Here is a 20,075-nt window from a genome sequence, read left to right as displayed (position 1 = left end):
GGAACTATGGCACTTACATCATTAGAGCTCAAAGATAAAACATTTGGCACTAAATTTAGAGGATATGATCCAGAAGAAGTAGACGAATTTTTGGACATTGTCACCGATGATTATGAAGAACTCGTTCGGAAAAATCATGAGCAAGAAATCGAAATCAAATCTTTGAAAGATCGTCTTGCTTACTTTGACGAATTGAAAGAATCACTCAGTCAATCTGTTATTTTGGCCCAGGATACAGCTGAGAAAGTGAAGGTTGCTGCGAAAGAACAAGCAGCTAACATTATCAAGCAAGCAGAATACGACAGCCAATCCTTGCTCAATGTGTCGAAGGACAAGGCTAATGAAATTCTACGTACTGCAACGGATAATGCCAAAAAAGTGGCCGTTGAGACAGAAGAGTTGAAGAACAAGACACGTGTCTTCCATCAACGTCTCAAATCAACTATTGAGAGCCAGTTGGCCTTGGTTGATTCGCCTGAATGGGAGGAAATTTTACGTCCAACAGCTTCTTACTTGCAAACGAGTGATGAAGCTTTCCGTGAAGTTCTAGAAGAAGCCTTGGCTGAGTCAGTGGATACACCTGAAGATGATTTGGATGTAACACGTCAAATGTCAGCAGAAGAAATGGCTGAATTAGCAAGACAGGCAGAAGCTCTTGAGCAAGAAGCAGCATCAGTTGAAGATTACGAAGCAACAACAGAAGAATAAAACAGATAATAGAAACACGAAAAGATAACAATATTTTCAGCGAGTAGGTGACGGTGGAAGACCTACATTCCCTAGCTATCTCATCATCATTCTATTTGATTTTTCCTGAAAGCAGTAAGGAAAAACGGTTTGCTTTCCGTTAACGAGCAATTGAGGGATAGGCAAAGTCTGCCTGTCTGAACTAAGGTGGTACCACGAACTTTCGTCCTTTCTGACGGAGGTTTTTTTATTGTTATAGTGATATGATAAAATTACAACTAGTAGATGAGACAACATTTGATGCAGTCCTTGGGCTGTCTGTCGCCCAAAAAGACGAGCGCCGTCTGGCTTCTAATCTCTACTCGCTAGCACAAGCCTGGCTCTATCGTGAAAAGGACGAGCTTGAGCCCTTGGCGATTCTAGCAGGAAATCAGGTGGTGGGCTTTCTGCTCTTGATGAAACAGCAAGAGGAGGAAAGTTATCTGATTTGGCGCTTGATGATTGACCAAGCCTATCAAAATCGTGGTTATGGTACAGAAGCCTTGAAGTGGGTCATTCGCTATGCAAAGAATGATTCTACTTGCAAGCGTCTAGTCACCAGCTATGTGGTCGGAAATCACAAGATGCGTGGGATTTTAGACAGTCTAGGCTTTCAATCGACAGGCCTAGCCACCAATGAAATCGTAATGACATTAGAATTTTAAAAAGGAGAACTTATGAAACTAAAAGAAACCCTTAATCTTGGAAAAACAGCCTTTCCAATGCGTGCTGGCTTGCCAACCAAAGAACCAGTTTGGCAAAAGGAATGGGAAGAGGCAAAGCTCTACCAAAAACGTCAGGAATTAAACGAAGGCAAACCGCACTTTATCTTGCATGACGGCCCTCCGTACGCCAATGGGAATATCCACGTTGGACACGCTATGAACAAGATTTCAAAAGACATCATCGTGCGTTCTAAGTCTATGTCAGGCTTCTATGCGCCTTATATTCCAGGTTGGGATACGCATGGTCTACCAATCGAGCAAGTCTTGTCTAAGCAAGGTGTGAAACGCAAGGAGATGGACTTGGTGGAATACCTCAAACTCTGCCGTGATTATGCTCTTAGCCAAGTAGACAAGCAGCGTGAGGATTTCAAACGCCTCGGTGTGTCTGGTGACTGGGATAATCCTTATGTGACCTTGACACCAGACTTTGAAGCGGCTCAAATCCGTGTCTTTGGTGAAATGGCTAAAAAAGGCTATATCTACCGTGGTGCAAAGCCAGTCTACTGGTCATGGTCATCTGAGTCAGCTCTTGCAGAAGCTGAAATCGAATACCATGACTTGGTTTCAACCTCTCTTTACTATGCCAACCGTGTCAAAGACGGTAAAGGAATCTTAGATACCAATACCTATATCGTTGTCTGGACGACAACACCATTTACCATTACCGCTTCTCGTGGATTGACTGTGGGGCCTGACTTTGAGTATGTGGTTGTGAAACCTGAAAATGACAATCGTCAATTTGTCGTAGCAGGAGAATTATTGAACAGCCTCGCAGAGCGTTTCGGCTGGGAGAATCCACAAGTAGTCGCAAGCTATAAGGGTCAAGAATTGGACCGCATCGTGACTGCACACCCATGGGACGAAGCACAAGACGAATTGGTCATGAATGGTGACCATGTTACCCTTGACTCTGGTACAGGAATCGTCCATACCGCACCTGGGTTTGGTGAGGACGACTACAATGTCGGTGTTAAATATGGCTTGGAAGTCGCTGTTACTGTCAATGAACGCGGTATCATGATGGAAAATGCTGGAGTTGATTTTGAAGGACAATTCTATGATAAGGTTGTGCCAACCGTTATCGAAAAATTAGGCGACCTTCTCCTTGCCCAAGAAGAAATCTCTCACTCCTACCCATTTGACTGGCGAACTAAAAAACCAATCATCTGGCGTGCTGTGCCACAATGGTTTGCTTCCGTATCAAAATTCCGTCAGGATATTCTTGATGAAATCGAAAAAGTTAAATTCCATACCGAATGGGGGAAAGTTCGTCTTTACAACATGATTCGTGACCGTGGTGACTGGGTCATCTCTCGTCAGCGTGCGTGGGGTGTGCCACTTCCAATTTTCTATGCAGAAGATGGAACACCAATTATGACAGAAGAAACGATTGAACATGTCGCAGAACTCTTTGCAGAGCATGGTTCCATCATCTGGTGGGAACGAGATGCCAAGGATCTCTTGCCATCAGGCTTTACTCACCCAGGATCTCCAAACGGCGCATTTACCAAGGAAACTGACATCATGGACGTATGGTTTGATTCAGGTTCGTCATGGAATGGTGTCTTGAATACCCGTCCAGAACTCAGCTATCCAGCAGACCTCTACTTGGAAGGCTCTGACCAGTACCGCGGTTGGTTCAACTCATCACTCATCACCTCTGTTGCCTCAAACGGAGTTGCTCCTTACAAGCAGATTCTTTCGCAAGGGTTTGCCTTGGATGGAAAAGGGGAGAAGATGTCTAAGTCTCTTGGAAATACCATCTTGCCAAGTGATGTGGAAAAACAATTTGGTGCGGAAATCTTGCGCCTTTGGGTAACCAGTGTTGATTCAAGCAATGATGTACGGATTTCGATGGATATTTTAAGTCAAGTTTCAGAAACCTACCGGAAAATCCGCAATACCCTTCGTTTCTTGATTGCCAATACCTCAGACTTTGTCCCAGCAACAGATAGCGTAGCTTATGAGGACTTGCGTCCTGTGGACAAATATATGACTATCCGCTTCAATCAAGTGGTCGCAAGCATTCGCGAAGCCTATGCGGATTTCAAATTCTTGGATATTTATAAGACTATTGTGAACTTTGTTACGGTTGACTTGTCAGCCTTCTACCTAGACTTTGCCAAAGACGTTGTCTATATTGAAGGGGCAAAATCGCTGGAGCGCCGTCAAATGCAGACCGTATTCTATGACATGTTGGTCAAATTGACCAAGCTCTTGACTCCAATCCTGCCGCATACAGCAGAGGAAATCTGGTCTTACTTGGAGCATGAAGCAGAAGACTTCGTCCAACTAGCAGAATTGCCAGCCGCAGAAACCTTTGCTAACCAAGACGAAATCTTGGACACTTGGGCAGCCTTTATGGAATTCCGAACTAAAGCGCAAAAAGCCTTGGAAGAAGCACGTACTGAAAAAGTCATCGGTAAATCTCTTGAGGCACATTTGACAGTTTATCCAAACGAAGAGACCAAGGTGCTACTAAACGCGATTGGTAGTGATGTGGCGCAGCTTCTTATCGTGTCAGACTTGACAATTGCAGACGGAGAAGCACCAGAGGGTAGCGTAACCTTTGAAGATGTAGCCTTTAGCGTTGAACGTGCAGCAGGAGAAGTCTGTGAGCGTTGCCGCCGCCTTGATACAAGTGTCGGAACGAATAGTAATCCACATCTTGCAACCGTCTGTGACCACTGTGCCTCAGTCCTTGAAGCAAACTTCTCAGAAGCGGTTGCAGAAGGATTTGAAGCGAAATAGATAATCAATGTGATTACCTTTTCTAGGTCGTGTCCAACTAACGGAAAATGAAAAACGATACAGCAAAAACCGAGATTTCTCGGTTTTTTTGCTTTCTCTTGGTTCCAAGTCTGACGATTTTCGTTGTAACTAATCTCCCTCGATTTGAATTCTGCTATTTTTCATTGAAGATTTGCTTCCGAATGTTTACGTTTGATTATTTTTTGAAGGAAGTTACGAATAGATAAAGCGAACCATAAAAAATATAAAGGAGAGTTTTATGATTTATACGTATGGTATTAAACATTTGGCAGTAAGAGGGTTAGATAGCGCTAGCTTTCTTCAATTGATGATCGAAAGTAGAGAAGCGATTGCAAGTTTTATTAAAGAGTATAAGGTGGAGGCTGTCTATTCCAAAAAGCTAGAGGAATTTTCGACTGTACTTGACACCTTTCAAAAAGTCTCCCTCATCAAAACTAGCAGTAAAACGGCCCAGTCTTTGGAGACGGCAGATAGAGCACGAGATGCTACAGTCTTAACCCTGTCAAACTTGATTCGAGCCTTTTCTCGTGTCACAGAACCTGCAACTAAGTCTGCCTATGACACCTTATCGACGGTCTTCAAAGAGTACAAGGTGAGTGTTACAGATAGCTATGAGAAAGAAAGTGTCAAAATCACTCAACTGCTCAAGGTTCTCGCAAGGAAAGACTGCCAACAAGCCTTGTCGAGCCTCTATTTAACCACCTATCTGGAACAGTTGGTTGCGGCACAAGCGACATTTGACCGTATCTATAAGCTGCATTTGGAAGAAGAAAAAGGGCAAATGCCTAGTCAGGTGAAGATTTTGCGGGCACAACTATTTGAACTCTATAACTTCTTTGTCGATTTTACAGCAATCATGACTTCTGCCTATCCCGATAGGCGAGAGCTCAGCGATCTTCTCAAGGAGCTCAATGTCATCCGCCAACGCTACACAAAACGTAAGTCTTTACAGGTGGGCGAGGAGGAAAAAATCCCCGCACTAGATGTCTAGTTGATAATGAGAAAAGCCGAGAAGTCTCGGCTTTTTGCTTGCTCTGAAATACTGCTTTATGTAAAACGGGCATGAGACAAAAATCGTTATGTCGTAGAAATCGATTTTGTCATCTTCGCTTTCTAGTTTTTAGGCTCGGGTATCAATAGTCACTCCCCTGACTATTGATATACGTCAAACTGTTCAAACTATAAAAGAAGCGAGGCTGGACATTTTTGTCTCAGCCTCGTTCATCTTATTTCACAATCGGAATCGACATTTCAATCAAGCGGTCAGTATGAATGGTTTGGATACCTGCTTGATTAATAATCTTGGTATCAATCTTGCGTTTGAGGAAGAAGTCCCGAATTTGTTCGATTTCTAGCATTTGAACAGCGCGGTATTTGTTGCTAATCAAGAGTTCGTAGTGAAGGGGTGCTTGGGTGAAGATGACATCTGTATTTCCAGCAGAGTAGGTCTCTACCAAAAAGGCATCTGTGTTTGCTAATTGGTTTTGCACGAGCTGTGCTTGACTGTTTGTCGTGTTGATGATTTTCATGCTTGACCTCCAATCATTCTTTGCATTTATTATAGCACTCTTAGGGGGATTTGACTAGCCGTATACTCGATAAAAATCAACATTTGACGAGTATTAGTTGTCTTGATGAGCCAATTTCCACTGCTCAATGCCCCATTTGTGGCTGCCGCGTTTGAGCTTTTCAATCGCTGTATCGATGTCAAACCAAGCTAGGTGGTTAAAGTCTTCGAGGGGCTGGCCAATTTCGTGGTAGCTGATCACTTCGTAGATATAGGCAGGATTGTAGTAGTGGGTGTCACGGTGACGGGAGTAGAAGTATTCATCAGCCTGACCGTAATATTCACCAATTTCTGCTGTAAAGCCCAGTTCTTCTATTAATTCACGCTTGAGAGCAGTCAAATGATTTTCTCCAGCTTCAATCTCCCCTCCTGGAAGGAACCAAGCGCCATTCGGAGCTTGCACGAGAATAATCTGCTCTTTTTTTGTATCGGGAATGACAGCGTAGACGCCGTAGCGATTCTGATAGGTCACTCCTGTTTCTTTTTTACCAAATGTAGCCTGTGTCATTGGTCTTCCTCAACTATGATTTTTTTCAATTATAACACAAATATAGGAAAAAGAAAGCCGATACTCTTCAAAAATCAAACGCTGGCGTTGTTAACTCACCTTGATGAACTCCAGTTCTATCTTCGGTTTCGTTGCCTAGCCAGTGTTTGATTTTTATTGAGTATCATTTTGCTTTGATAGAAATCGTACCCTTGCTGGTTAAAACAGCGCGAAGGTTCTTTTCTTCAGGATGTTCCAAATAGAAGTCAGTCAATGGGTCTTCAATGTACTCTTGAATGGTTCTGCGAAGCGGACGAGCACCCATTTTCGGATCGTAGCCTAAATCGACTAATTTTTCCTTGACTTTATCGGTCACGTGGAGAGTAAGTCCTGTTGTTTCCAAGCGTTTGTTCACATCAAGGAGCATAAGATCCACAATGTGAAGGAGGTTTTCCTTGTTGAGGGCGTGGAATTCGATAATGCCGTCAAAGCGGTTCATAAATTCTGGACTGAAGAAGTTGCTCAACTGACCGAGGACAGACTGGGTTCGTCCTTCAAGAGCAGCACCGAAACCGACACTGGCTTCGACCTTACCTGTTCCAGCGTTGGAGGTCATGATGATAATGGTATCTTTGAAGCTAACAGTGCGACCTTGTCCGTCTGTCAAGCGACCGTCATCAAGGACTTGGAGGAACATGTGCATGACATCTGGGTGGGCTTTTTCAATTTCATCAAGTAGGATAAGAGAGTATGGATTGCGGCGGACTTTTTCTGTCAATTGTCCAGCTTCTTCGTAGCCTACATAGCCTGGAGGCGCTCCGACTAATTTTGCGACGGCGTGTTTTTCCATGTACTCAGACATGTCAAAGCGAATCATGCTATCGGCAGAACCGAACAGTTCAATGGCTAGTTGTTTTGATAGCTCGGTTTTTCCGACCCCTGTTGGTCCAACGAAAAGGAAACTTCCGATTGGACGGTTCGGTGCGCCGAGACCGACCCGATTGCGACGAATAGCCTTAGAAATCTTATCAACAGCTTCATCTTGACCGATGACATGGGCTTTTAAGTCGCTGGCTAGGTTGATCAATTGTGACTGTTCTTTTTCTTTCAAATCTCCAACAGGAATATTGGTTTTTTGCTCGATAATGGCTTCGATTTCTTTTTCCGTAATGACGGGAATATCTTCTTCGCTAATCGTTGCTTTTTGCATTTCCTTGTATTTGGCGATTTGGTCGCGGTAGTAGGCTGCTTTTTCAAAGTCCTCATCACGAGTGGCCTGGGCCTTGCGATTTTCAGCGTCAATCAAGCGTTGGTCAATCTCTTTTGGATCAACGAAATTCAAGGTCAAGTTCATCTTAGAACCGGCTTCGTCCAGCAAGTCAATAGCCTTGTCTGGCAAGAAGCGATCTTGAATGTAGCGGTTGGACAAGATAGCAGCTGCTTCAATGGCTTCATCGGTGTATTTGACATGATGATAGTCTTGGTACTTACTTTGGATTCCTTTTAGAATAGTAATGGTCTCGTCCACACTTGGCTCATCGACCTTTACAGGCTGCATGCGCCGCTCCAAGGCTGCATCTTTTTCAATAATGCGGTATTCGTTGAGCGTAGTCGCACCGACCAGCTGCATTTCCCCACGAGCAAGAGCGGGTTTCAAAATATTCCCCGCATCCATGTTGCCATCACCAGCAGAGCCAGCACCTACAATCTCATGAATTTCATCAATAAAGAGAATGATTTCCTTGCGATTGCGGATTTCTTCCATGAGTTTTTGCATGCGTTCTTCAAATTGACCGCGGATACCAGTACCTTGAACGAGGCTGACTACATCAAGGCGGATGACTTCACGTCCTTGGAGTTTTTGTGGGACATCCCCGTCGACAATTTTTTGGGCTAGGCCTTCGACAACAGCTGTTTTTCCGACACCGGGTTCCCCGATAAGGACAGGATTGTTCTTAGTTCTGCGGTTGAGGATTTCGATGACACGCTTGATTTCCTCGTCGCGTCCGATGACAGGGTCGATGTCTCCACGGCGAGCAATTTCTGTCACGTTGATACCAAATTCGTCTAGCAAGCCTTTTGGTTGTTGTGGTGGAGGAGTTGGACCTCCGTTGTTTCCACGGTTGCCTCCCCCTGCTTGGGTTGGCGGAGTTTGGTTGCGCGGTTTTCCAGCAGGCGTGTGTCCTGGGATGCCTCCGATATTATTGAAAAATTCGCTAAAGGGATCCATGCTATTTGGATTGGCAAGGTCGCCCAAGCCTTTTAAAATAGCATTGTTAGGATCTGTTTTCATGATTTGGTAGCAGTTGTGGCAGAGGTCTACTTGTTGTTGTTTTCCGTTAAGATTTGTATAAAGATGAATGGTTGCATCATTGATATTACAGTTATGACAAAGCATGGGCAATCCTCTTTTCTATCGAAATGTAAGTCTTTATTGGTTTTTGACATCTCTACATCACTCATTGTTCAGTCATGGACAGCCAAATAGTCAATAAAGGTCAAATATAGGTTTATTATATCAAGATTCAGTGAAATTGCAAGAATTTGCTACCTAAATTGAACAGATGAAGGCAGAAATATAACGAGAGAATCAGTAGAAAGCAGAAGAAAAATGGATAAATCAAGACTTTTTGCAGGAAATATGGTAAAATACTTCTATAATAAGAAATTAGGAGAAGTGATATGGAATCACATTTAGTGCGAATTATTAACCGTTTGGAAGCTATGGCGACTGACGGTGGAACCTTAAAACGTAATTTTGAGCGTGACGGCGTTGTCGTTGCAGAGGTTGCTTATAGCTTCGATGAGGAAAATGGTTCGGTCTTTACGCTTCGCGATGTTCAAGCGCGTGAGACATACACATTTGACAGCATTGACTTGATTGCAATGGAAATTTATGAATTATTGTACTAATTCTGACTAAGAATGAAAAAAGCACTTCAAAGCACTTCGGTGCTTTTTTTATGGATTGAATATTTAGTCGTAACTATTGTATTTTTATTCAAAAATGATATAATATAACCCATACAGTTTGAAAAGAGGTAAACAAATGGATTTTTCATTCCTTCCTAAATATTGGGATTATTTTAATTATGGAGCGATTGTAACCTTAATGATTGCAGCCTTAGTGGTTTTTTTCGGAAGTATCTTGGGAATCATTTTGGCTTTTGCCCAACGCAGCAAATTTCGTCCCTTGGCTTGGTTGGCTAATATCTATGTTTGGATTTTCCGCGGAACCCCCATGGTGGTGCAAATCATGATTGCCTTTGCGGTTATGAATATCTCAGCACCGACCTTTGAGTTGGGGATTTTATCTGTGGATTTGTCACGCCTCTTACCAGGGATTATCGTGATTTCGATGAACAGCGGGGCTTACGTATCTGAGACTGTACGAGCAGGGATTAACGCTGTTCCCAAAGGGCAATTAGAAGCCGCCTATTCTCTCGGGATTCGCCCTTTTGAAGCCATGAAATCGGTCATCATGCCTCAAGCGGTGAAAAATATTTTGCCAGCCTTAGGAAATGAATTTGTGACCATTTTAAAAGACAGCTCGCTCTTATCTACTATTGGTGTCATCGAGCTTTGGAACAGTGCAACGACCGTTGCGTCAACGACTTACTTGACCTTGACTCCTCTCTTGTTTGCGGCGGCTTATTATTTGGTTATGACCAGTGTCTTGACCTTAGCGATTCAGGCATTTGAGAAACGGTTGAACAAAGGAGGACAGACACATGCGTGAGACCATTATTTCGATTAAAAATCTTCATAAATCATTCGGTAAAAATGAGGTCTTAAAGGGAATTGACCTCGAGATTGAAAAGGGGCAGGTGGTCGTGATTATCGGACCGTCTGGTAGTGGGAAGTCAACCTTCTTGCGCACCATGAATTTGCTTGAAGTGCCCACCAAGGGTACGGTGACCTTTGAGGGTGTGGATATTACCGACAAGTCGAATAATATTTTCAAAATGAGGGAAAAAATGGGCATGGTCTTTCAGCAATTCAATCTTTTCCCAAATATGTCCGTTTTAGACAATATCACCTTGTCACCGATTAAGACCAAGGGATTGGCAAAGAGTGAGGCAGAAAAAATTGCCTATGACTTACTTGAAAAAGTGGGATTGCCAGACAAGGCTCACGCTTATCCGCAGAGCTTATCAGGGGGGCAACAGCAGCGGATTGCTATTGCGCGTGGTCTTGCAATGGATCCTGACGTGTTACTCTTTGATGAGCCGACCTCTGCCCTTGACCCTGAAATGGTTGGTGAGGTGTTAGGTGTTATGAAGGACTTGGCCAAGTCAGGAATGACCATGGTTATTGTCACCCATGAAATGGGCTTTGCACGTGAGGTAGCCGACCGCGTCATCTTCATGGACGGTGGTGTTGTTGTAGAAGACGGTACACCGCAGCAGGTCTTTGAAGAAACTCAGGAAGAACGGACAAAAAATTTCTTGTCGAAGGTATTATAGTCATTTCGTTTTAATCTATTACGTCGTTAACTCGTCTTAGCTAACTTCAGTTATGCCTGCGACTCGTTGCCTAGTACTAAATCAAAACTAAACGACTATATAAAAATGACCGCTGGATTTATTCAGCGGTTTTTGCTGGTAAATGCGAACGATTGAAATTGGAAATAAAAAATTTCTAGGAGCAGGGCTGGGATTTTGGTATAATGGAAAAAACGTAAAGGAGATGAGCATGATACGAATGGATGGAAAAGCCTTAGCAGAAAAAATGCAGGGACAGTTGGCAGAAAAAACAGCGGCGCTAAAAGAAAAGACTGGTGTAGCACCGGGGCTTGTGGTGATTTTGGTTGGGGATAATCCTGCTAGTCAGGTCTATGTTCGCAACAAGGAACGCTCAGCTTTGGCAGCAGGTTTTCGTAGCGAAGTAGTGCGCTTGCCTGATACGACCACTCAAGAGGAACTTTTAGCGATGATTGCCCGCTATAATCAGGATGCGGCTTGGCACGGTATCCTAGTCCAGCTTCCCTTACCTACACATATCGATGAGGAAGTAATTTTACTTGCGATTAATCCGGATAAAGATGTAGACGGTTTTCATCCTATGAACATGGGGAAATTCTGGAGTGGACATCCTGTCATGATTCCTTCGACTCCAGCAGGAATTATGGAGCTCTTACGTGAGTATGGCATCAATCCAGAAGGTAAAAAAGCTGTTGTGATTGGTCGTAGCAACATTGTCGGAAAGCCCATGGCTCAACTCTTGCTGGATGCTAATGCAACGGTGACTATTGCTCATTCGCGGACGGAGAACCTACCAGCCCTTGCTCAAGAAGCGGATATTTTAGTGGTAGCTATCGGACGTGGACATTTTGTGACCAAGGATTTCGTCAAAGAAGGGGCTGTCGTCATTGATGTCGGCATGAACCGTGATGAGAATGGTAAGCTGATTGGCGATGTGGCCTTTGATGAGGTAAACAAAATCGCAAGCTATATCACACCCGTTCCTGGAGGTGTAGGTCCTATGACCATTACCATGCTCATGGAACAAACCTACTATGCTTGCAAAAGATTTCTTGATGCGCAAGCAAATCAGCCCTAAGACCGATGTCGGAAAGTTAAGAATAGGATATACTATTATCAATCCTAAATATTTTTCATAATCTCCAAAAACCCAACCAGCTTTTTGAAAAGCTGGTTGGGTTTTTCTATGGTGAGTGAAACAGCACAGCTCTAAAACATGATTGCTACATGGGGATTATTAGTGACCGTTTTGGAATCAGTTGAAACAGCACAGCTCTAAAACACTGGCCACCTATACATGACTCTGTAGCTTGTTTTGGAATCAGTTGAAACAGCACAGCTCTAAAACGCAAGACGAAAAGGAGGCGACACAAGGCGAGTTTTGGAATCAGTTGAAACAGCACAGCTCTAAAACACGCTGTCAAACCGACTAGACTGTCGATAAGTTTTGGAATCAGTTGAAACAGCACAGCTCTAAAACAACATCTTTAACTCTACCGTCTGCCGTCTGGTTTTGGAATCAGTTGAAACAGCACAGCTCTAAAACAATCCATCAGATACTTAGGGTCTTGCCTTGGTTTTGGAATCAGTTGAAACAGCACAGCTCTAAAACTGCTTTCCAGCAGGCTTAACCGTCCGATGTGTTTTGGAATCAGTTGAAACAGCACAGCTCTAAAACATTTCTGTCGCATCTCCTGCATACTTCCATGTTTTGGAATCAGTTGAAACAGCACAGCTCTAAAACTTAACAAGGAGACAGTATTTTGAATATCACGGTTTTGGAATCAGTTGAAACAGCACAGCTCTAAAACTTCACCATAACTACAACTGACCCTTATGGTGTTTTGGAATCAGTTGAAACAGCACAGCTCTAAAACTGGCTTTTCAACAACAAATCATAGGTATTGGTTTTGGAATCAGTTGAAACAGCACAGCTCTAAAACTCACCTCTTAAAACGGAAAATCATCTTCTGGTTTTGGAATCAGTTGAAACAGCACAGCTCTAAAACATTTTTCAAGCAATTCTAACCGTTCAACGAGTTTTGGAATCAGTTGAAACAGCACAGCTCTAAAACAAATCGAGCTTTTAGCTCCTCGTTGTAAATTGTTTTGGAATCAGTTGAAACAGCACAGCTCTAAAACATCTGCCTGTAAGATATAATCATCATAATAGTTTTGGAATCAGTTGAAACAGCACAGCTCTAAAACATGAACACGGCATTTTTAGACACATCTAGCGTTTTGGAATCAGTTGAAACAGCACAGCTCTAAAACAACAAGGTCGTGCTGAGCTCGCAGAACAAAGTTTTGGAATCAGTTGAAACAGCACAGCTCTAAAACTACTCGAAACATTTCCAAACAAACATCCGGGTTTTGGAATCAGTTGAAACAGCACAGCTCTAAAACCTCGCAGAATTTTTTTCTACAAGATTTCGTAATCGCGCCATTCGTCTCAGCTAGATTCTCGTTCCAACTGATTCCTTTTCTTAACCTATTATATCATATTTTAGTAGTGAAGAAACGATGTATTTGAGGAAATTGTATCATTTTCGAGGTTCTAAAATACAGTTTCTCTATGAGTGTACTTTCTATAGATAGTGGAAATAGTACAGTGCAAGTCAATCAAACCTTTTGTAGATAAGGTATACTGACAGCGGAAACAAAAAAAGCACCGAATCGGTGCCACCTCTTGCGAAGTTGAATACGGACAAAGCCTTATTTTAACATGCTGTGCTGTTTCAGCTAATTCCAATGACTATAGTATACAAGATTTTCTCAAATTTTGCAAGCGTTTTATCAGAGGATTGTTTAATTTTTCATGATTTAAAACGGTACAGCTCTAAAACTAAAATATAACCCACTTTTATCCTATCAAAATTATTGCCTTATTTCCATAAAAAAAGTTCAAATAATTAGTATTTATGGTATAATTATAAATAAATTATATTTTAAGGAATAACAATAAATAAGCGCTATAAATTAAAAAAAGATGATGTTCTTTTGCTAACCGAACTGTTAAAATATTTAAAAAGTTTCGCAGAGTTCATGAAAGTGTTTATAGGTTAATATTTTTGTTTACATTTTTAAAAATACATCTTACAGATGAAGGAGGAAATCAGATGAGCAAGAAATCATACTCTATCGGTTTAGACATTGGTACCAATAGTGTTGGATGGGCCGTGATCACAGATGATTATAAGGTTCCTGCTAAAAAGATGAAAGTGTTGGGAAACACTGACAAGCAGTCAATCAAGAAAAACATGCTCGGGGTCTTGTTGTTTGATAATGGAGAGACCGCTGAAGCGACACGTCTCAAAAGGACTGCTAGACGGCGGTATACTCGTCGAAAAAATCGTCTTCGCTACTTGCAGGAGATTTTCGTTGAGGAAATGAATAGAGTGGATAGTGCGTTTTTCCATCGATTAGAAGAGTCATTCTTCGTAGCTGAAGATAAGGAAGCAGATAGTCATCCAATTTTTGGCAATATAGCAGATGAAGTGAACTATCACCAAACTTACCCAACCATCTACCATTTGAGAAAGCACTTAGCTGATTCAACTGAAAAAGCGGACTTGCGCTTGGTTTATCTGGCCTTGGCCCATATGATGAAGTTTCGTGGGCATTTTTTGTTTGAGGATGATTTAGGGATAGAAAATATAGATATTCAGAGTTTGTATGTAGCGTTTGTCGCAGAATATGATAGAACTTTTGATAAAAGTCATTTATCAGAAATTCTCATTGATGCCAAGGAGCTGCTAACAGAAAAAGTGAGTAAATCTCGTCGTTTGGAAAATATAGTGGAGCATTATCCGACAGAGAAGAAAAACACGCTTTTTGGAAATCTGATTGCCCTATCCCTTGGTTTACAGCCTAATTTTAAATCTAACTTCCAATTGTCTGAAGATGCTAAGTTGCAGTTTTCAAAAGATACTTACGAAGAGGATTTGGAAGAGCTGCTAGGTAAAATTGGTGATGAGTACGCGGATCTATTTACAGCTGCTAAGAGCCTATATGACGCTATTTTATTGTCAGGAATTTTAACCGTAAATGATCTCTCCACCAAGGCACCTTTATCAGCTTCTATGGTCAAACGGTATGAAGAACATCAGAAGGACTTAGCTCAGTTGAAGGAATTCATCAAGAGTCATGCACCAGATAGCTATTCAGACATATTCAAAAATACTAGCAAAAATGGCTATGCAGGTTATATTGAAAATGGTGTGAAGCAGGAAGATTTCTATCGTTACCTCAAGAGCATCTTGTCCAAAATCAAAGGTAGTGAATGTTTTATCGATAAAATTGACCGTGAGGATTTTTTGCGAAAACAGCGTACATTTGATAATGGTTCTATTCCTCACCAAATTCATTTACGAGAAATGCAGGCGATTTTACGCCGTCAAGGTGCGTACTATCCATTTTTAGAGATACATAGGGAAAAAATTGAGAAAATCTTGACTTTTAGAATTCCTTATTATGTAGGACCTTTGGCACGCAAGGGAAGCCGCTTTGCATGGGCTTCTTACCATTCGGTTGATTCGATTACTCCGTGGAATTTTGAGGATGTGATTGATAAAGAAGAGTCCGCAGGGCAATTTATCACACGCATGACTTCAAATGATCTGTATTTACCAGCTGAAAAAGTGCTTCCAAAACACAGTCTTGTCTATGAAACTTTTGCAGTTTACAATGAATTAACCAAGGTTAAATATGTGAATGAGCAAGGCAAAACAGAGTTCTTTTGTCCAAATATGCGACAAGAAATTTTTGATCATGTTTTCAAAAAATATCGGAAAGTCAGCAAGCAGCAGTTGTTGAATTACTTACAGCAAGAGTTTGATGAATTTAGAATTGTGGATTTAACTGGTTTAGACAAGGAAAAAAATGCCTTTAATGCCTCTTTAGGAACCTATCATGACTTGAAGAAGATTCTAGACCAATCCTTTTTAGATGATGAAGCTAATCAAGATGTGATTGAAGATATTATCCATACCTTGACCTTGTTTGAAGATAGGGAGATGATTCGCAAGCGTCTTGAGAAGTATCGTGAGATGTTTACGCAAGACCAGCTGAAAAAGCTGGAACGCAGGCATTATACAGGCTGGGGGAAATTATCTCATAAGCTGATCAATGGTATTCGCTATAAAGCAACAAATCAAACGATTCTAGATTATCTTAAGTATGATCATGCTAATCGTAACTTTATGCAGTTGATTCATGACGATAGTTTGGATTTTAAAGAAATCATTGAAAAGGCACAAGTGATTGGCGAAGAAGATAGTTTAGCTCATACCGTGCGTGGATTAGCAGGTAGTCCAGCCATAAAAAAAGGCATTCTCCAAAGTATAAAAATTGTAGATGAGTTAGTTCGAGTGATGGGAGGGCATGCGCCAGAAAATATCGTCATTGAAATGGCGCGTGAGAATCAGACGACGAACAGGGGAAGACGAAATTCACAACTACGCTTGAAACGGTTGCAAGATGCAATGGGTAATTTTCGTGGAGAAAAAATCAGTATCAAGGATGTAGATAATCAAAGTCTTCAAAATGATCGTCTGTTCCTTTATTACATTCAAAATGGTCGTGATATGTATACGGGTAATCCGCTGGATCGTGATAAGTTGGGTGAATATGATATTGACCACATTATTCCACAAAGTTTTATCAAGGATGATTCGCTGGATAACCGAGTTTTGACAAGTTCTGCAGCAAATCGTGGAAAGTCAGATAATGTTCCAAGCATAGAAGTGGTTCGTGCAAGGGAATCTTATTGGTTACAACTGCAGAAAGCTGGTTTAATTTCGAAACGTAAGTTTGACAATTTAACAAAAGCAAAGCGTGGTAGTTTAACAGAAGCAGATAGAGCTGGTTTTATTGAACGCCAACTAGTAGAAACACGACAAATTATCAAACACGTTGCCCAAATCTTAGACAGTCGTTGGAATAAGGAAAAAGATGAGGCGGGTAAGGTTATTCGAACGACTAAAATCGTCACTTTGAAGTCTGAACTCGTATCACAATTCCGAAGGGACTTTCAGCTTTATAAGGTGCGGGAAATCAATGATTATCATCATGCTCACGATGCTTATTTAAATGCTGTTGTTGGTACAGCTCTCTTGAAAAAATATCCAAAATTAGCTCCAGAATTTGTCTATGGTGAATATAAAAAGTCTGATCTTCGGAAATTGGTTGCAAAAACGAATCATCAGGCTGAGCTTGGAAAAGCGACCGCCAAGAAATTATTTTACTCAAATCTGCTGAATTTCTTTAAAACGAAGATTAAGTTAGCAGATGGTAGTGAGATTAAACAAGCAACTGTTGAAGTTTATTCCGAAACAGGTGAGATTATTTGGAATAAGAAAAAAGACTTTGCAACTATTCGGAAGGTTCTCGCCTATCCGCAAGTAAATGTGGTGAAAAAGGTAGAGGTTCAAACGGGGGGCTTTTCTAAAGAATCCATTCTACCGAAGGGGGATTCTGACAAGCTCATTGCTAGAAAAACCAAGCATATTTTCCTTGATCCAAAGAAATACGGTGGTTTTGATAGTCCAACCATTGCTTATTCTGTCTTTGTAGTTGCAAATATTGAAAAAGGTAAGGCCAAGAAACTAAAAACCGTCAAAGAATTAGTTGGGATTACCATCATGGAGCGACTAGATTTTGAGCAAGATCCGATTGCTTTCTTGGAAAAGAAAGGATATCACAATATCCAAGCAGATACTATTTTGAAACTGCCGAAGTTTAGCTTATTTGAATTTGAGAATGGTCGCAGGCGCCTATTAGCTAGTGCAAAAGAACTGCAAAAAGGCAATCAAATGGTATTGCCGTCAGAACTGGTAGCCTTACTCTATCACGCCCAAAGAATTGAAAAGCACGATGATAAAGAAAATCATCTCGAGTATGTGACAGAGAACGTGGAACGCTTTAAAGACTTACTTGATTACATAGGTGATTTTGCAGGGAAATACGTTTTAGCAGAAGATAAATGGAGACAAATCCAGACTTTATATAATCAAGCTGATGGACAAGACCTTAAGACAATTGCTTCGTCTTTTAGCAATCTGTTAGCTTTTACAGCTTTTGGAGCGCCGGCAGCCTTTAAGTTTTTTGAGCAGACAGTTGATAGAAAGCGATACACTTCTACCAAAGAGTGCTTAGATGCGACTCTTATTCATCAGTCCGTTACAGGGCTTTATGAAACCCGTATTGATTTGAGAAAGTTGGGAGGAGAGTAATGGGTTGGCGAACGGTAGTAGTCAATACTCACTCGAAGTTGTCCTATCAGAATAATCACTTGATTTTTAAAGATGCATCTCGGACAGAGTTGATTCATCTGTCCGAGATTGACATTTTGTTGTTAGAAACAACAGATATTTTGTTATCAACGATGCTGATAAAGCGTTTGGTAGATGAGAATATTTTAGTGATTTTTTGCGATGATAAACGTTTACCAACAGCTATGCTCATGCCTTACTATGGCCGGCATGATTCGAGTTTGCAATTATCAAAGCAGGTTGCTTGGGACGAAGAAGTGAAGGCGTATGTGTGGACAGAGATTATTTCCCAGAAAATTCTAAATCAGAGTTATGTTTTAGGAGAATATGGTTTCTATGAGAAGTCAGAATCACTCATTAGATTGCATAGGGAGTTGGAAGTTTTTGATCCGACTAACCGAGAGGGACATGCGGCGAGAATTTATTTTAATCGCTTGTTTGGAAATAGTTTTTCGAGGGAAGAGGATAATGATATCAATGCAGCACTTGATTACGGCTATACCTTATTGTTAAGTTTATTTGCGCGTGAAGTGGTGGTGACAGGTTGTATGACCCAGTTTGGCTTGAAACACGCCAATCAATTTAACCAATTCAATTTTGCTAGCGATATTATGGAACCGTTTCGGCCCATTATTGATCGAATAGTTTATACGAATCGGACATTTTCATTTGTAAAAATAAAGCGGGAACTGTTTTCTATCTTTTCAGAAACCTATGCCTATATGGGAAAAGAGATGTATCTCTCCAATATTGTCAGTGATTATACGAAGAAAGTTGTAAAAGCATTGAATAGTGATGGGAAAGGAGTTCCTGAGTTTAGGATATGAGTTACCGATATATGCGGATGATATTAATGTTTGATATGCCAACAGATACTGCCGATGAGCGAAAGGCCTATCGTAAATTTCGAAAATTTTTGCTGAGAGAGGGATTCCTCATGCATCAGTTTTCAATTTATAGCAAACTTCTTCTAAATGGAACAGCTAATCAAGCGATGATTGGTCGGTTGCGAGAACATAATCCACAAAAGGGGCATATTACTTTATTGACAGTGACAGAAAAACAGTTTGCGAGAATGATTTACCTGCATGGAGAAAAGGATGGCAGTATTGCAAATACAGAAGATCGAATTGTTTTTCTAGGGGAGGATTATCATGGTGAAGATTAATCTGCCTATTTTTGATGCTGCTCTTTCTATTAAAAGTCCTACTATTCTAGCTGTTGAGGATACAGCGCTTTATGCGGCAATTACTAGAAATTTTTATCAGTATCCTGAAAATCATGATTTGAAGATTTTTGATGAGAGAAACAAGGCATTATCAGGAAATGAACTGATGCTTGTGACAGATATTTTAGGCTATGATATCAATTCTCCAGCCCTACTGAAATTAATTCATGCAACGATAGAAAATCAGTTAAATGAAAAGTCTGAAGTGAAATCCATGATTGAAAAATTGGCATCGACTATCACAGATTTAATTGTATTTGAATGTTTGGAAAATGAATTGGATTTAGAATATGATGAGATTACCATTTTAGAGCTAATCAAGGCTTTGGGGGTTCAGATTGAGACAAGAAGTGATACCATTTTTGAAAAAAGTTTTGAAATGTTACAAATCTACAAGTATCTACAGAAAAAACGTCTGCTCGTCTTTTTCAATATTGGCGCCTATTTAACGAGGAAAGAACTGGCACGGTTGGTAGAATATATTAGCTTATCGAATCAGACCGTCTTGTTTTTAGAACCACGAAAATTATACGATTTTCCCCAGTATATCCTCGACCAAGATTACTTTTTAACTACCGAACATATGGTATAATCAGATACAGACATAAGGAAGTAGCTGAGATGATTGTCACGATTACGAAATCTTGTAGAAAAAAATTTCTGCGTTTTAGAGCTGTATTGTTTCAACAGATTCCAAAACTGCGACTACTGAATCAGACATTGTGCAGAGTTTTAAACCTAGGTGATTCCATCTGCTTCCAATCATTAAATCATTATGAGAAAAAATTGAAAAAATCAGGAATTTTCAACCATAT

The 20,075-nt window shown here is 41.0% G+C and carries 15 protein-coding genes, 1 CRISPR repeat array and 1 other annotated feature; of the genes, 12 read left to right on the top strand and 3 right to left on the bottom strand.

Translation table 11 applies throughout. From position 1 onward, the window contains the following. Positions 1-6: 6 nt before the first annotated feature. The 4 genes from CHF41_RS09455 (at position 7) to CHF41_RS09440 (ending at position 5,214) form a co-directional block, all read left to right on the top strand. A complete protein-coding gene (locus CHF41_RS09455; RefSeq protein WP_119877040.1) occupies positions 7-708 on the top strand; it encodes a DivIVA domain-containing protein in 702 nt (233 codons plus the stop codon). After that, positions 705-921: a binding site (T-box leader), on the top strand. (Overlaps the previous gene by 4 nt.) Positions 922-950: 29 nt before the next feature. After that, on the top strand, positions 951-1,391 hold the full coding sequence (locus tag CHF41_RS09450; RefSeq protein WP_119877039.1) for a GNAT family N-acetyltransferase: 441 nt from the start codon (positions 951-953) through the stop codon (positions 1,389-1,391). Between the two features lie 12 nt (positions 1,392-1,403). Beyond that, the gene (gene ileS, locus CHF41_RS09445; protein WP_119877038.1) at positions 1,404-4,202 is read left to right on the top strand and encodes an isoleucine--tRNA ligase; all 2,799 of its coding nucleotides are present in this window, start codon (positions 1,404-1,406) and stop codon (positions 4,200-4,202) included. A gap of 259 nt (positions 4,203-4,461) precedes the next feature. Further along, positions 4,462-5,214, top strand: a complete 753-nt coding sequence (locus CHF41_RS09440; RefSeq protein ID WP_119877037.1) for a DUF6261 family protein — start codon at positions 4,462-4,464, stop codon at positions 5,212-5,214. Between the two features lie 235 nt (positions 5,215-5,449). Here the strand turns inward: CHF41_RS09440 and CHF41_RS09435 are convergent, their stop codons facing one another. The 3 genes from CHF41_RS09435 to CHF41_RS09425 form a co-directional block, all read right to left on the bottom strand. Beyond that, positions 5,450-5,752 carry a DUF1827 family protein gene (locus CHF41_RS09435; RefSeq protein WP_119877036.1) on the bottom strand — a complete coding sequence of 101 codons (303 nt, stop codon included), beginning with the start codon at positions 5,750-5,752 and terminating at the stop codon, positions 5,450-5,452. Between the two features lie 93 nt (positions 5,753-5,845). Then, positions 5,846-6,298: an NUDIX hydrolase gene (locus tag CHF41_RS09430; RefSeq protein ID WP_119877035.1), complete on the bottom strand. Its 453-nt coding sequence runs from the start codon at positions 6,296-6,298 to the stop codon at positions 5,846-5,848. Between the two features lie 163 nt (positions 6,299-6,461). After that, a complete protein-coding gene (locus CHF41_RS09425; RefSeq protein WP_119877034.1) occupies positions 6,462-8,675 on the bottom strand; it encodes an ATP-dependent Clp protease ATP-binding subunit in 2,214 nt (737 codons plus the stop codon). A gap of 284 nt (positions 8,676-8,959) precedes the next feature. On the opposite strand from CHF41_RS09425, the gene CHF41_RS09420 reads away from it, so the two are divergent. From CHF41_RS09420 to csn2, 8 genes are all read left to right on the top strand, one after another. Continuing rightward, positions 8,960-9,190 (top strand): DUF1797 family protein, encoded by a 231-nt coding sequence (locus CHF41_RS09420; protein WP_075099328.1) that lies wholly within the window; start codon positions 8,960-8,962, stop codon positions 9,188-9,190. Between the two features lie 136 nt (positions 9,191-9,326). After that, positions 9,327-10,016, top strand: coding sequence for an amino acid ABC transporter permease (locus CHF41_RS09415; RefSeq protein ID WP_119877033.1), 690 nt, complete (start codon positions 9,327-9,329; stop codon positions 10,014-10,016). Further along, entirely contained in the window at positions 10,009-10,743 is a 735-nt protein-coding gene (locus CHF41_RS09410) for an amino acid ABC transporter ATP-binding protein (RefSeq protein ID WP_119877032.1), read from the top strand. The genes CHF41_RS09415 and CHF41_RS09410 overlap by 8 nt, the downstream gene beginning before the upstream one ends. Before the next feature lie 229 nt (positions 10,744-10,972). Next, positions 10,973-11,839 carry a bifunctional methylenetetrahydrofolate dehydrogenase/methenyltetrahydrofolate cyclohydrolase gene (locus tag CHF41_RS09405; RefSeq protein WP_420852852.1) on the top strand — a complete coding sequence of 289 codons (867 nt, stop codon included), beginning with the start codon at positions 10,973-10,975 and terminating at the stop codon, positions 11,837-11,839. 168 nt (positions 11,840-12,007) lie between these two features. Beyond that, a CRISPR array of direct repeats spans positions 12,008-13,167; the repeat unit is 36 nt; unit sequence GTTTTGGAATCAGTTGAAACAGCACAGCTCTAAAAC. Positions 13,168-13,880: 713 nt separating this feature from the next. Then, positions 13,881-17,993 carry a type II CRISPR RNA-guided endonuclease Cas9 gene (gene cas9, locus CHF41_RS09400; RefSeq protein ID WP_119877030.1) on the top strand — a complete coding sequence of 1,371 codons (4,113 nt, stop codon included), beginning with the start codon at positions 13,881-13,883 and terminating at the stop codon, positions 17,991-17,993. Continuing rightward, positions 17,993-18,859, top strand: coding sequence for a type II CRISPR-associated endonuclease Cas1 (gene cas1 / locus CHF41_RS09395; protein ID WP_119877029.1), 867 nt, complete (start codon positions 17,993-17,995; stop codon positions 18,857-18,859). The genes cas9 and cas1 overlap by 1 nt, the downstream gene beginning before the upstream one ends. After that, positions 18,856-19,200, top strand: coding sequence for a CRISPR-associated endonuclease Cas2 (gene cas2 / locus CHF41_RS09390; protein ID WP_119877028.1), 345 nt, complete (start codon positions 18,856-18,858; stop codon positions 19,198-19,200). The genes cas1 and cas2 overlap by 4 nt, the downstream gene beginning before the upstream one ends. Beyond that, a complete protein-coding gene (gene csn2, locus CHF41_RS09385) occupies positions 19,187-19,852 on the top strand; it encodes a type II-A CRISPR-associated protein Csn2 (RefSeq protein WP_119877027.1) in 666 nt (221 codons plus the stop codon). Before cas2 ends, csn2 begins: the two co-directional genes overlap by 14 nt. The last annotated feature ends 223 nt before the right edge of the window (positions 19,853-20,075 follow it).

It is taken from the genome of Streptococcus respiraculi (assembly GCF_003595525.1).
GTDB lineage: Bacteria > Bacillota > Bacilli > Lactobacillales > Streptococcaceae > Streptococcus > Streptococcus respiraculi.
Note: the sequence above shows the minus strand (reverse complement) of the source record. Positions and strands in the feature narration are given on the sequence as shown.